This is a genomic window from Desulfovibrio diazotrophicus (assembly GCF_902498985.2).
GTDB lineage: Bacteria > Desulfobacterota > Desulfovibrionia > Desulfovibrionales > Desulfovibrionaceae > Desulfovibrio > Desulfovibrio legallii.
In genome coordinates, this window is the sequence record NZ_OX346397.1 from 2,468,966 (window position 1) to 2,482,903 (window position 13,938).

Annotated in this window: 11 protein-coding genes; 3 read left to right on the plus strand and 8 right to left on the minus strand. The window is 61.8% G+C overall.

Features of this window, described 5'->3' with window-relative positions:
• The first annotated feature begins 632 nt into the window (after window positions 1-632).
• Together J7I12_RS10620 and J7I12_RS10625 are read left to right on the plus strand one after the other, a co-directional pair.
• Window positions 633-1,538 carry a LysR substrate-binding domain-containing protein gene (locus J7I12_RS10620; RefSeq protein ID WP_498793673.1) on the plus strand — a complete coding sequence of 302 codons (906 nt, stop codon included), beginning with the start codon at window positions 633-635 and terminating at the stop codon, window positions 1,536-1,538.
• Window positions 1,539-1,583: 45 nt separating this feature from the next.
• Window positions 1,584-3,776 carry a methyl-accepting chemotaxis protein gene (locus tag J7I12_RS10625; RefSeq protein WP_487126093.1) on the plus strand — a complete coding sequence of 731 codons (2,193 nt, stop codon included), beginning with the start codon at window positions 1,584-1,586 and terminating at the stop codon, window positions 3,774-3,776.
• Window positions 3,777-4,093: 317 nt separating this feature from the next.
• Here the strand turns inward: J7I12_RS10625 and murJ are convergent, their stop codons facing one another.
• The 3 genes from murJ to J7I12_RS10640 form a co-directional block, all read right to left on the minus strand.
• A complete protein-coding gene (gene murJ / locus J7I12_RS10630) occupies window positions 4,094-5,707 on the minus strand; it encodes a murein biosynthesis integral membrane protein MurJ (protein WP_118229686.1) in 1,614 nt (537 codons plus the stop codon).
• A complete protein-coding gene (locus tag J7I12_RS10635) occupies window positions 5,704-8,118 on the minus strand; it encodes a ribonuclease R family protein (protein ID WP_302413377.1) in 2,415 nt (804 codons plus the stop codon). Before J7I12_RS10635 ends, murJ begins: the two co-directional genes overlap by 4 nt.
• An 83-nt stretch (window positions 8,119-8,201) precedes the next feature.
• Window positions 8,202-8,909 carry a Bax inhibitor-1/YccA family protein gene (locus tag J7I12_RS10640; RefSeq protein WP_288907833.1) on the minus strand — a complete coding sequence of 236 codons (708 nt, stop codon included), beginning with the start codon at window positions 8,907-8,909 and terminating at the stop codon, window positions 8,202-8,204.
• Window positions 8,910-9,199: 290 nt separating this feature from the next.
• Between J7I12_RS10640 and J7I12_RS10645 the strand changes: the two genes are divergently transcribed.
• Window positions 9,200-9,817 (plus strand): peptidylprolyl isomerase, encoded by a 618-nt coding sequence (locus J7I12_RS10645; protein WP_270229460.1) that lies wholly within the window; start codon window positions 9,200-9,202, stop codon window positions 9,815-9,817.
• Window positions 9,818-9,968: 151 nt separating this feature from the next.
• Here J7I12_RS10645 and J7I12_RS10650 read toward each other — a convergent pair whose 3' ends face one another.
• From J7I12_RS10650 to J7I12_RS10670, 5 genes are all read right to left on the minus strand, one after another.
• The gene (locus J7I12_RS10650; RefSeq protein ID WP_118229683.1) at window positions 9,969-10,766 is read right to left on the minus strand and encodes a hypothetical protein; all 798 of its coding nucleotides are present in this window, start codon (window positions 10,764-10,766) and stop codon (window positions 9,969-9,971) included.
• Window positions 10,767-10,920: 154 nt separating this feature from the next.
• Complete coding sequence (locus tag J7I12_RS10655) at window positions 10,921-11,406, minus strand: metal-dependent hydrolase (protein WP_302548454.1); 486 nt, start codon at window positions 11,404-11,406, stop codon at window positions 10,921-10,923.
• A gap of 17 nt (window positions 11,407-11,423) precedes the next feature.
• A complete protein-coding gene (gene hemL, locus J7I12_RS10660) occupies window positions 11,424-12,695 on the minus strand; it encodes a glutamate-1-semialdehyde 2,1-aminomutase (protein WP_303193115.1) in 1,272 nt (423 codons plus the stop codon).
• Window positions 12,696-12,707: 12 nt separating this feature from the next.
• On the minus strand, window positions 12,708-13,187 hold the full coding sequence (gene ahbB / locus J7I12_RS10665; RefSeq protein WP_118229680.1) for a siroheme decarboxylase subunit beta: 480 nt from the start codon (window positions 13,185-13,187) through the stop codon (window positions 12,708-12,710).
• A 100-nt stretch (window positions 13,188-13,287) separates the two neighbouring features.
• Window positions 13,288-13,842 (minus strand): hypothetical protein, encoded by a 555-nt coding sequence (locus J7I12_RS10670; protein WP_118229679.1) that lies wholly within the window; start codon window positions 13,840-13,842, stop codon window positions 13,288-13,290.
• Window positions 13,843-13,938 lie beyond the last annotated feature (96 nt).

Consider the following 13,938-nt stretch of genomic DNA (forward strand, 5'->3'; position numbering starts at 1 on the left):
TCCCTGTTTCGAGCTTGCCAGGGGCATAACGTCTTTTGCAATGATGGTCTTTGTTAACACTCCGGAATAATTCAACAGAGTAATGCCATGGGTTAGAAAACTAGGTATACTAAATGGTTGTTGTAATATTTTTATGCAACCTCCTTAATTTTTTAAGATACTGCAGCATGCCGCCGGAAACGGGTTTTTAATCTGTTTGCCCCCATGCGTTATCCCGCGCCTTTTGTTGTTTAGCGTTATTGCATTGAATTATGAAGCATCGTCGTTGCAGTATGTTGCCTCTAGCGTTTATTCGTAAAAAATGCCGTAGTTTCGTCGATATCACGACCCAAAAATCCTGCAAGCTCCATACATATAACGAATAATCGTAATGAATATTGCGCTGTTGGGTACATCGGGTTATAATGAACTAATTTCTCCCTGAGCACAAAATCTGGCTTGAAAAAGGCATGATAACAAAATGCCAGAGAATATTCTGGGCACGCACTCCACCCTGCGGGCGTGGGTGAAAAAAATAAATTCGCATGTGATATTTTTAACAACATCTGCCATTATTCCGTATGGAAGCTGGGGAATACGCGCATCTATAACATGGAGTCATAGATACGCTTTGCATGTAACAGGAACGTGTCATGGAACTGAAACACCTTAGATATTTTTTAACTGTAGCTGCAGAAAGAAGCATTTCAAGGGCTTCTTTGCAGCTAAATGTATCGCAGCCGTCAGTGAGTCGCGTAATACATGAATTAGAGGATGAAATAAGCATTCCACTTTTCTATAGAACGTCATCCGGCATGACATTGACTTCTTCTGGTGAAAAATTTTTCATGTATGCTAACAGAGTACTGTCAATAATGAATGAGGCAAAATTTGAAATATGCAAAATTGAGCGTAGCAACAGCATCATAAATGTTGGTTTTTGTTCAAGCATATATATATTTGAAATTATAGAAAAGCTAAAATATGTTGGATACAATGTAAAAAATTTACGCTTTTTTGAGTTCAACTCCATGAAACAAATAGCTGCTGTAAAGGATAAGCTGCTTGATCTTGCTATAATACGATATGCTGATGATTTTTCGTTTCCAGATCTCGAATGTTTACCATTTTTTAATAATGAGATTTTTGCCGTAGTACCGGCATCACACCGGCTTTCTGGAAAAAAATCAATTTATTTGCGTGAGTTGAAAGATGAAAAGTTTGTTGTTCTCAAAAGAGACGTGCACGAAAATATGAATAAGCTCCTTTGTGATGCTTGCGCCGTATCGGGATTCAGCCCAGACATCACATTTTGCGCCAATGGCTTCATGTCGGCACTGGCCACTATCGCCACCGGCGTCTGTGTGGGGCTGCTGCCGCGCAACATCGCCAATGCTGCTATCCCTGGCTACGTCTATCTTCCGATCAATGGCGGAAACTACTGTGTAGAGTCGGCCTGTGTATATAGGCGGAATGAAAAAAATGCCTCAGTTATTGAATTGGCAGAAAAAATTAAGCTCTGCTATTCAAATGAAATTTGTAAACAATGCGAGGGATAAATGCGTTCAATAAAACAAAAAATTATCCTGGTTTCAGGGTTGTGCATGGCGATAATCGCAACGGTGCTTGTTGTCTTTAGTGTATATTCAACAGGTACAACACAGCATATTGTCACGGAAAAAGTTTCTCACATCCTGGAAACAAAAAGCAAAACAGCGCTTACCTATCTTTTGTCATCCTGCGCTGCAACGGTAGAAAAAGCCCTGCAGGACAACCTGGACACGGCCCGCACTACCGGAAAGATTTTTGAAGTATTGCACGCCCAACCGCAAAAAGAGCACCTTCGCGAACTGGTGACCACCATCCTGCGCGCCAACCTGGAAAATAACCCGGCCTATCTCGGTTCTTATTCGGCTTGGGAACCCAATGCCCTGGACGGCAACGACATGGCCTATGCCAACACCACGGCGCACGACGCCAGCGGGCGTTTCATCACTTACTGGAATCGCGATGCCGCAGGCAAAATCAACCGTCAGGCTCTGGTGGATTACGAAAGTCAGGGCACGCATCCCAATGGCGTGCGTAAGGGTGGTTGGTACCTGACCCCCAGGGAGACGGGTAAGGAAAGCGTCCTTGATCCTATCCCCTACACCATTCAGGGCAAGACAGAATGGCTGACCACTATTTCTGTGCCCATCAAGGAAAAAGGCAAATTCCTGGGCGTGTCCGGCACAGACCTGCGGCTGACCTTCCTGCAAAAAATGGCTGAGGAGGTTAATCAAAAAATATATTCAGGCAAAGGTCGGCTGTTGATTATCAGCCATCAGGGCTTGCTGGTGGCGGACAGCGCCAATCCCGGCATGGTGGGCAAGCCGCTGAGCGAGGCTCTGCCCCAAAGTGAAGACATCCTGCGCGACGTGCAGTCGGGCAAAGAAGCCATGCGGGCGGACTCTTCCGGCAAACAGATTTTGGGCTGCGCCCCGGTAGCTTTGGGGCGCTCCGGCAAGTTCTGGTCTGTATTGGTGCAGTTGCCGCGCGAGGTTGTGCTTGCAGATGCCGTGGCCCTGCAAAATGAGCTGGAAGCCCGCGCCAGCACCGATGTCCTGTGGCAGATAACCGTGGGCGCGGTTATTACACTTCTGGGTCTTGCGGGCCTGTGGTACTTTGCAGGAACCCTCACCCGGCCTCTGGTACGGGCCACAGTCTTTGCAGAGCACGTGGCACAGGGAAATTTTGACCAGCAGCTTAATGTGCGTCAGCAGGACGAGATCGGCATCCTGGCTGATGCGTTGCGCACCATGGTAGCAGAACTGCAAGAGATGATCGGTCGGGCTAAAGCCAAGGGCGAAGAAGCCCAGAAGGCTATGGGCGAAGCGCAGCAAGCCATGCGGGAGGCGCAGGAGGCCAAAGCCAGGGCAGAGCACGCCAAGGCCGAAGGCATGTTGGCCGCCGCACGCCAGCTGGAGGGTGTTGTTGAAATTATTACGTCGGCTTCAGAGGAGCTTTCCGCCCAGATTGAGCAGTCCAGCAGGGGAGCTGAAGAGCAGTCCGGTCGCGTGCGGGAAACGGCCACGGCTATGGAAGAAATGAATGCCACAGTGCGCGAGGTGGCGAGCAATGCGCTGCAGGCCGCCAATGCTTCCCATGAAACCAAAGAAAAGGCTCAGGAGGGCGCGGACATAGTCAATAAGGCCGTCAGCGGCATTAAAACGGTGCGTGAGCAGGCCTTGGCTGTTAAAGACGATATGGCCCAGTTGGGCAATCAAGCGGAAGCCATCGGCAAGGTCATGAACGTTATCGCCGATATCGCGGATCAGACCAACCTACTGGCCCTCAACGCGGCCATTGAGGCGGCCCGCGCCGGCGAAGCCGGACGCGGTTTTGCCGTCGTGGCCGACGAAGTGCGCAAACTGGCGGAAAAAACTATGGCCGCCACGCAGGAAGTGGGCGAAGCCATCCACGGTGTGCAGGAAGGCACGCGCAAAAACATCACCAATGTGGAACAGGCCGCCGCAGCTATTGAAAGCGCCACGTCCCTCTCCCTCAAATCCGGAGAATCTTTGCAGCAGATACTGGCTCTGGTGGCCGAGGTCAACGACCAGGTGCAGTCCATAGCCACGGCCAGCGAAGAGCAATCCGCCGCCAGCGACGAGATTAACCATTCCGTGGAACAGGTGTCCACCATCTCGATGCAGACCGCCCAGGCCATGGTGCAGGCAAATCGTGCCGTGGTTGATCTGGCGGAGCAATCGCATGTACTGCAAAGCCTGATTGCCGATATGAAAAAACAGGGCTGATCGCCCAAATCACTTTTGCCGATGGCACAACAGCGTCTGGCAGAAGTACATAATGTACAGCATAGGGAAGCGGGTTGCGGTTACTGCCGTAACCCGCTTCCGCACGTTGGCGTGATCCCCCGTGACTTTTATGCGTGCTACATCAATTTGTATATTTTATACCACATGTTAAAATAGTTGCAGCTACGCTTCCGCTTCCACGACGGGCGTCTGCTGACGCAACAGCCAGGGCATTGCAACGTTACAATGCCCTGGCTGTGGGTTCCTGCCGTGACGCAGGGGACGTGTAAGGAAGTTTTTTTGTAAAAGCCGTGGCGTCAGCCCTGGCTGCGGCGGCGCAGGCGGGCGCGGATATTTTCCACGGCGCCGGGCGCGGCGCGCCAGGCCAGGGGCAGGAAGACCAGGGCAAAGGCCAGGCCCCCGGCGGCCAAAGCCGCGCAGGCGGCCAGGAAAGGATGGAGGGGCACGCGGTTTTGCACGGCGTCGGCGCAGAACCATGCGGCCCCGGCGGCAGGCAGGGAGCAGGCCAGCATGCGCAGGGTCAAGCCCAGAAGCCCGCTGAAGGCGTTGCGTCCTTTACGGCGCGTCCAGATGCCCATGAGCAGCAGCACATAGAGGCTGACGCTGATGCAGGAAAGCGCGGCTATGCCCAGGCCGCCGTGGGGTACGGCCCAGTAACGATAGAGGGGCAGGCAGAGCAGGGTCATGGCCGTGCCGCTGACGGCGGGGGTGAGGGTGTCGCCCTGGGCGTAGTAGCCGCGTACCAGAATGGCATAGATGAGCCAGAAGGGCGTGGCCGTGAGCATGAGCCTGGTCAGGGGCAGGGCGGCCAGGGTTTCTTCCGGGCCGAAGCGTCCGCCCTGAAAAATCACGGTCAGGACGGGCCAAGCCAGGGCCGCGATGCACAGGGCGCAGGGGATGATCAGCATCAGACCGGCGCGCAGGGCCTTGCGCAGCGTGTTGTCAAAGCCGGCCACATCGCCGGCGGCCAGGAGGTTGACCAAAAAGGGATACGAGGCCACGGCCGCCGTCTGTCCCATGAGCCCTACGGGCACCTGGGAAATGCGTCGGGCGTAGCTCAGCAGGCTTACCACGCCGTCGCCGGCCAGGCTGCCGAACACGCGCAGGAACTGCTCGTCCAGCATGATGACGGTCTGGCCCAGCATGAGGGGCAGGGCCGTGAGCAGAAAGCGCCCCAGAAGCGGATGTCGCCAGCGCATATGCAGGTGCAGGCCGTCTTCCCTGGCGACGCGCAGGGGCAGCAGAAATGCGCCGATAAAGGCGCCCAGGGTAGCTCCGGCGCAAAAACCCGTCATGCCGCCCAGCTGGGCCAGCGCGGCGGGCGAAAACAGGGCGCGCAGCAGATCCAGCCGGGCCAGTTGCGGCGCCAGCAACCCGCCGCTGATAATGCAGAGGTTGTAGATGAGCGGGGCCAGGGCCGGCACGCGGAACTGCCGCCGTACAAAGAGCAGGGCCGTGAAGCAGGCCCCACAGAGGAAAAAGATCTGGGCAGGCAAGACAATGCGCATAAAAAAGGCCAGGCGCTCCACCTGCTCCGGGTCAAAGCCCGGGGCCACCAGACGCGCCAGGGGGCGGGCGGCGGTCATGCCCGCCAGGGTCAGCGCCACGGCGGCGGCAGTCATCCAGCAGAAGACACAGGAGAAAAAGCGCCAAGCGTCCTCTTCGTCTTCGCTCAGACGGCGTGTGAACAGGGGGATGATGGTGATGGACATGAACCCGCCGGCCAGCAGGTAGTTGATGATGTCCGGCACCACAAAGGCGGCGAAGTACATGTCCGATTCGCCGCCTGCGCCGAACTGCCAGGAGATGACCTTGTCCCGCACCAGGCCCATAAGCCGGGAAAGAATGCTGGCCACGGCCAGAAGAATGGCCGCCGCGCCCATGCGTTGCTGCGCGCCCAGACGGCTCATGAAGACTTCCTTGTGCGTGAGCGGCGGGTCGGGGTGGGGGTACGGGCGTTGCGCGCGGACGTATCCGAAGCGGTCTTGCGGCGCGCGGTTTTGTCCGCAGGGGTCTTGCCATTGCGGGGTTTGTCTGAACGGGGTTTGCCTGTCCGCACCGTTCGGCCCGCAGGGCCGCGGCGTGCGTCCCGTCCTTGGGGGCGGCTGCGTCCGCGCCGCATGGTGACGCCTTTGGGCAGGGCCAGGGGCAAAAGGCGGATTTCCAGGCGGCCCAGGTTGACTTCGGTCAGCGCCACGTCCACCTGCTGCCCCATGCGCCAGAGCGCGCCGCTGTGTTCGCCCACCAGGGCCATGCGGCGGGCGTCAAACTGGTACCAGTCGCCGCCCAGGTCCTCTACCCGAATCATGCCTTCCACAGGCATCTGCCCCAGTTCCACAAACAGGGCGTGTTCATTGAGGCCGGCCACCACGCCGCTGAAATGTTCGCCCACGCGGGGCAGCAGGGCCAGACAGCCCAGGCGGCGTTCCATTTCACGCTCGCAGGCCAGGGCCGCACGTTCGCTGCGGTTGAGCTGGTCGCCTATGCGCAGCAGTTTTTGCCCGGCGGGCAGGCGGCCCACGTCGTGTCCCAGGGCGTATTTGAGCGCCCGGTGCACCAGCAGGTCGGCATAGCGGCGGATGGGCGAGGTAAAGTGGCAGTAGGCCGCCGAGGCCAGGCCGAAGTGCCCTTCATTGATGGGCTGGTAGCGGGCCTGGGGCATGGCCCGCAGGCAGAGACGGTTGACCAGAAATTCCTGCTCCGTGCCGTGGGCGGCCCGTAAAATGCCCTGCAGCGCGGTTGCCGCAGGCTGCGGCGGCAGGGGCAGGCCCGCGGCTGTGAGCGTGTCAAACAGGCTTTCCAGGCGCTCCGGGTCGGGCTGCGGGTGCACGCGGTAGAGAAAGGGCAGGCCCGCGTCGCGCAGATGCCGGGCCACGGCCTCATTGGCGGCAATCATGAATTCTTCGATCAGCCGGTGGGCGTTGTGGCGTTGCCGGTGCCCCAGCCAGACCACCCGGCCCGCCGCGTCCTGTCGGCTGTCGGCTTCGGGCAGATCGAAATCCAGGCTGCCCCTGGCCTCGCGCGCAGCGCGCAGCACGGCAAAAAGCTGAAAGGCTGTTTCCAGCATGTCCAGCACTTCCTGCCCGCGCGGCTGGGCCGCCAGGGCTGCGCGGGCGTCCACGTCCTTGTCCAGCAGGCAGGCCTTGACCTGATCGTAGGTCAGCCGCGCCGCGGAACGCATGACCGCCAGGGCAAAGCGGGCCTGACCCGGTGCGCCGGCAGCGGTAAAGGGAATTTCGGCCAGCACGGCCAAACGGTCCTCGCCGGGGCGCAGGCTGCACAGGCCGTCGCAGAGGGCCGGGGGCAGCATGGGTTCCACCGACCGGGGAAAGTACCATGAATTGCCCCGCGCCAGGGCCTCGGCGTCCAGAGCGCCGACCGCGCCCCGTCCGCGCGGGCGCACATAATGGCTCACGTCGGCAATGGCCACGCGCAGCAGCCAGCCGCCGCCGGGGCGGGGAGACACCTGCACGGCGTCGTCAAAGTCGCGGGCGTCCGCGCCGTCAATGGTGACCAGGGGCAGGCCGCGCAGGTCTTCACGCCCTTCCAGATCCTGCGCTGTGGGGCCGCTCGGCAGGGCGGCGGCCTCGTCCAGGGCGGCGGGCGGAAAGTCCCGCGGGGCCTGATGGTTGATCTTGACCAAGGCCTCCTGCACGTCCACGGTGTCTTCCTGTCCATAATCGCCCAAAAGTCGCGCGGCCCAGAGGTCGGCGGCGAGCGGCTCCAGTGGGGCCAGCAGAACCAGGGCGCCCGTGGCGGGGGGGGCGGCGTCCGGCGGCAGCTCCACGCTGAATTCTACAGGCAGGCGGGCGTCGGCCGGACTGCAGAGCAGACGGCTGCCCGTGCGCCAGCGCACGTGGGCGGGCACTTCCTTCAGGCCGCGTTCCAGCACTTCCAGCACGCGCCCCGTGCCCCCGCGCGCGTTGCCGGGGGTGAGCGCCGCGCGCACCGTATCCTGATGCCAGGCCCCGGCTGTGGCTTCGGGGGGGATGTAAATTTCAGACGGCGCACGGCCGTTGGCAGGGTCGCGCTGCGGGCTGACCAGGCCGCCGCCGTTACGCAGGGCGCTGAAGCGGCCAATCACGGTGCGCAGGCTTTGGGGCTGCGCCCAGAGGCCGCCGGGCAGGCGGATCAGCCGGCCCTGGTCGGCCAGGTTTTCCAGCAGGTCAAGCAGATTTTTTTTGGAGCGACGGGGCAGGCGCAGCACGCGCAGCAAATCGTCCAGGCGCATGGGCCGGGCCTGGGCAGCAAAGGTCTGCTCCAGTTGTGCGGCGTGGGGCAGGGCTGCCGGAAGGCCGCGGTTGGAGGGGTTTTTTTTCATGTACTATCCGTGGGAGCACGAAACGGGGGCAAAAGGCCAGGCCTTTCACCCCCGCAGCAAAACTCTTAAGGCGCGTTATGCGCTCACTCGCGGTTGCCGCCAAAGAGGCGCAACATCATGAGGAAAAGGTTGATAAAGTCAAGGTACAGGGTCAGCGCGCCCAAAATGGCTCCCCGGCGCACGGCGGCGCCGTCTTCCAGGGGGGCGGCGGCGCCGAACTGGCGCAGCTTCTGCGTGTCATAGGCGGTAAGGCCGGTGAAGATGAGCACGCCGATGCAGCTGATGATCAGGTCCATCATGGTGCTGCGCAGGAACAAATTGACCAGCATGGCAATGACCAGGCCGATCAGCCCCATGAACAGAAAGCTGCCCATGGAGGTGAGGTCGCGTTTGGTCACAGTGCCGTAAACGCTCATGGCCAAAAAGGTGCCTGTGGTCACCAGAAAGGCGTTGGCGATGGAGGCAATGGGGTAGACCACGAAGATGGACGAAAGCGTGGCCCCGGTCACGGCTGAATAGAGCAGGAACAGGCTTGTGGCCGTGCCCGCGGACATCTTGTGCACTGCCGCCGAAAGGGCGATGACCAGGCCGAACTGGGCCACCAGCAGCAAAATCATGATCAGGGTGTTGCCGAAGAGAACCGCCTGCACCGCCGGCGAGGTGGCTACAGCGTAAGCCACCACAGTGGTCAGAGCCAGACCGGCGGTCATCCACTGGTAGACCTGACGCATGTAGAGGGAAGCGACACTGCTGACGCCGCTCTGGGCGACACTGCGGGTATTGATGGACATCATATCCTCCGAAAAGGGTTGGAAACGCAAACCGGACGCCCCCCGCGCGGGCAAACGCGCCCGTGTGCGGCGGAATTTTCCGCAGGGTTTCATGTTCTGTATATATGACTTGTGCCGCAATTAGCAAGTGCTTTGCGCCAACGGCCCCGCGCCGGGGCGGGGCTGCGCCGCCCGTGCCGCGCCTCTGCAGTGCCCGCGAACGCTTGCGGGCGGCAACGGCCCCGTGCTACCCATGACGCACGCCCGCGCTGCGGGCGCAGATGCCCCAACAGAAAAACCAAGGAGTGGATATGCGCAGAATTTTTTCCGGCACGACGTTGCGCCGCATGGTGCTCGCAGTGTGCTTTTCATTGCTGACGGCGGGCTTTGGCCTGAACGCCGCGTCCCCGGCGCGGGCGGCGGCCCCGGACCCCACGGTGCGGCTGGAAACCAGCATGGGCGACATTGTGCTGCGCCTGGACGCCCGCAAGGCCCCCATCAGCACGGCCAACTTTGTGCAGTATGTGAAGTCGGGTTTCTATGACGGCACGGTCTTCCACCGTGTCATCAAAAACTTCATGATCCAGGGCGGCGGCCTCACCCCGGACCTGAAGCAGAAAGAAGCCCGCACGCCCATCCGCAATGAGGCGGACAACGGTCTGAAAAACAAAAAATACACCATCGCCATGGCCCGCACCGGCGAACCCCACTCGGCCACGGCCCAGTTCTTTATCAATGTGAAGGACAACGCCTTCCTGGACTTCAAGAACCAGACCGCCCAGGGCTGGGGCTACGCGGTGTTTGGCAAGGTCATCAAGGGCCAGGACGTGGTGGATAAAATCGCCGCCGTGAGCACCGGACGCAAGGGCTATTACGACGACGTGCCCGCGCAGACCATTCTCATCAAAAAAGCCGAAGTTGTGGAATAGGCGGGTGCGTAAGCCGAAGCCCGCTGTGGAGGCACAAGCGTGGCTTCAGCCGTTACGACGCAGGAAGTTACGGGCAAAGACAACAGTGCTGGCTGCAGGTGAAGGCTGCGCCACAGGGCCGGGCCCTTGCGGTCCGGCCCCTTCCCCGGGCTCAGCGCGCCTCTTTGCCGCGTACGGCGGCCCCAAAGCGGCGTTCCTCCTGCAGGGTCACGCCCGCGCCTGTGACCAGGGCCGCCGTGGCGGCCAGGGTGTAGCAGGGCCAGAGCGGCAGACGCTCCACCCCGGCCATGATGACCACGGCAAAGGCAATGCAGCCGAACCAGCCCGCCATAAAGCCCCGCATGATGCGCACCACGGCCGTTGGGCCGCCGGAAGCGTGCACAAAGGGCACGATGGCGCAGATCATGACCGGAAAAAACATGAGCACGCCGCTCCAGCCCGGACCGAGCCGTTGCGCGGCGGCCGTGACGCCCAGCACCAGCGCCGCCCCCCAGGCCATTTGCAGAGGCAGGCGCAGCCGGGCGGCCAAAGGGTGCGGCGGGGGCGGCGGCCCCTGCGGCGCGGCCGGCAGCAGAGCCAGAATGCCCACCGGCATGGCCAGCGCCAAAACCACCGCCAGCCACGGCGCGTGCGGCAAACCCAACACCAGCCAACCCGTGACGAAAAAACCTGCCAGTGAAAGGGGCAAAGCCTCAAACCAGGGCAGCCCCCAAACGGCCAGCCAAGGATACGCCAGCGCCGTGGCCGCGCAGGCCACTACCCCCAGTAAGGTGTTGTAGGAGGCCGCCGCTGCAAAGGCCGGGCCCTGCTCCAGGGTCAAAAAAAACGACGTGGGCCCGGAAATGAGTGGCAGGCCCGCCACCGCCCCACCCAGAAATGTTCCCCAGCGCCGCGTTACCCCGGCACATAACAGAATTAACAACGGCGTAAGCAGAATTTTGAGCAGCATGCGGGCTCCTTGGCAAGGGAAAGGGCGGCGACGGGGGGAAAACTTTTGCGCGAACGCCTTGCCCCCGCGCTCCTGTCCTTCAAAAAGGCGTTTTTCCTGGGCGGCACACGCGGCAAGTCCTCCAGAGTCAGGGCAATTGCAGCGTTGCCAGGCTCTATCCCAGCAGCCGCAGCAGGTCCTTCCCCCAGAACAGCCACCCCACGGCCAGCACGCCGGTCAGGAACAGATACTCTCCCAGACTGCCTGTGGCGCAGAGCTTGAGAGAGAGTTTGTGTTTGCGTGAAAAGGGCGTCAGGGGCACGCCCGCCGGGGTCAGCATATCCAGCAGCACATGGCTCAGGCCGCCAAAGCACAGACCCAGCAACACGGGGCGCAGGGCCGCCGGCAGTGTGGGCAGCACAGCGGGCAGCAGGGCCAGGGCGCAGCCCAGCAGCCACCAGCCCAGCCAGTGGGTGGTGCCCCGGTGCACAGCGTTGAAGATTCTTTGTCGTCCTCGCCTGGTGGGCGCCATGCGGGCCATGCTCTGGTCCAGCACGTCGGGCAGGATGGCCCCGGCGCAGGCGGCGGCCACTCCCGGCAAGGGGAAATGCAGGGCCACGGCCGCCAGCACGGCCGTGGCCTCGTGAGTAATCCACTTCATAGGAGCCCGGAGAGGGGTTAAAAACGTACGGCGCGCGCAGCCTCCAGGGCCTTGTCAAAGTCCGCGTCCGTATGGGCAAAGGAAACCATGCCCGTCTCAAAGCCCGACGGGGCCAGGTAGATGCCCTGATGGCGCATCTGCTTGTAAAAGGTGGTGAACAGGGCCTGGTCGCAGGCCTGGGCGTCGGCAAAGCAGGTGACTTCACGTTCGCTGAAATAAGGGCAGAACATGGAGGCGATGGTGGGCACCTGGATGGGCACGCTTTTGGCGGCCAGGATGCGCTGCAGTTCATGGGCAAAGGCGGCGGTGCGGGCTTCCAGTGCGGCGTAGTCGGCGGTTTTGAGCAGGCGCAGGGTGGCCAGCCCGGCGGCCATAGCCAAGGGGTTGCCGGAAAGCGTGCCCGCCTGGTAGACGCCGCCGCTGGGCGCGATCTGTTCCATGTACCGGCGCTTGCCGCCAAAGGCCCCCACAGGCAGGCCGCCGCCGATGATTTTGCCGAAGGTGGTCAGGTCCGGGTCCAGGTGGAAGCGGGCCTGTGCTCCGCCGTAGGCCAGGCGGAAGCCGGTGATGACCTCGTCCAGGATGAGCAGACTGCCGTGCTCGCGGGTCAGAGCGCGCAGGCCTTCCAGAAAACCGGGCTTGGGCAGGACCAGACCCATGTTGGCGGCCACGGGCTCCACAATGACGGCGGCAATCTGCTCGCCGTGGGCGGCAAAGCTGGCCTGGGCGGCTGCGAGGTCGTTGTAGGGGGCCAGCAGGGTGTCGGCCACCACGGCCGCGGGCACGCCGGGCGTGCCGGGGATGGCAAAGGTGGCCAGGCCGGAGCCGGCGGCGGCCAGGAAGGGGTCGGCGTGCCCGTGGTAGCAGCCCACAAATTTGAGCACCTTGTCCCTGCCGGTGGCGGCACGGGCCAGGCGCAGGGCGCTCATGGTGGCCTCGGTGCCGGAATTGACCATGCGGACCATCTCCAGGCTGGGCATGGCGGCGGTCACGGCTTCGGCCAGCAGCACCTCATCGGGGCAAGGCGCGCCGTAACTGGTGCCGCGTCCTGCGGCAGCGCGCACGGCTTCGGTCACCGAGGGCTCGTCGTGGCCCAGGATCATGGGTCCCCAGGAGAGGACAAAATCGATAAACTGGCGGCCGTCCACGTCGGTGAGGCGGCAGCCGTGGGCTTCGGCGATGAACAGGGGGAGGCTGTCCACATTGTGGCAGGCGCGCACGGGGCTGTTGACCCCGCCGGGGATGACGGCGCAGGCGCGCCGCCACAGTTCTTGGGAGCGTTGGTCCATGAGGGATTCCTTTCAGGCAAAGTAGGTCATGGAAATTTTTTTGAGTTCTTTAAGGCTGCGCAGGATGGCGTGCTCCCGCAGGGGGGTATCGCGCATGAGTTCTTCCACCACCTGCAGGCATTCGGCCTCGCTACGGCCGTGGACCATGGTGTAGAGCTCGTAGGGCCAGTCGGGCGCGGCGCTGGGCCGGTAGTAGGCGTGGGAGACGTGGGGGTGTCGGGCCACAGTCTGACCGCAGGCGTCCACGGCATCGGGGTGGATTTTCCAGGCCACCATGGCGTTGTGGGTCCAGCCGGTTTTCTGGTGCTTGATGCTGGCGCCGAAGCGACGGATAGCTCCGCTTTTTTTGAGGCGGGCGAGCAGCTCCAGCACGGCCGCTTCACTCAGGCCGGCCTCGCGGCCCATATCGGCATAGGGGGTCAGGCTGTCCGGCAGGTCGGCCTGCACGATGCGCAGCACGCTGTATTCCGCCGGGGTGAACTGCTGGGCCATGTGGCTGCTCCATCCTGAGGGGGATAAAAGGGCTTGGCTTTTTTGCAGCGCCTTGCGGGCAGCGGCCGCGTGCGGTGGCCGTTGCCCGTAAGGCGCTGCGTCAGCGGGAAAAGGAGCGGGCAAAAAGGTTCTGGATGGCCACGCGGCCGTTGTCTTCCAGAAAGCGGGTGCCGGTGGCGGCAAAGTGGGCGCACTCAACGACGGGGTCCGTCGCGGCGGTCCAGTGGTCTTTTTGCCAGACAAACCAGGAATTTTTGGGCTGGTCAAAGACCAGCAGGGGTTTGTTGCAGATTTTGGCGAATTCCGCCCCCCAGCCCGTGCCGCCCTTGACGGTGCCGTCGGGCTGCACGGCGCCCACCACCACGATCTGGTCGCCGCTGCTCACCTGCCAGCAGATGGACTGCAAAACTTTGCGGAACAGGGGCGCGCGCGTGTACTCGCGGCTCATGAGGCGGGAGACGTAGGTCAGGCTGACGTCCTTGAGGGCCAGCTCTTCGGACGTCAGCACGCGCACGCCGCGGCTACGTTCGATCTGGTGGCCTTCAAAGCTGTAGTTCACCTCTTCCATGCCCCAGCTTTCGGCCAGGGCCCCGAAAAACTGTTCGGTTCCCGCGGCGCCGCCGCTGTAGAGCACACAATGTTTGGGGTTGAGCATGCGGGCCTCCTCGGAGGGTGGTTGTGCCGGCCCGGAAGGGCGCGGTAAAAACGTATGGGGATATCTTCGCAAAAAAAGCGCCCTTGGGCAAGGCGG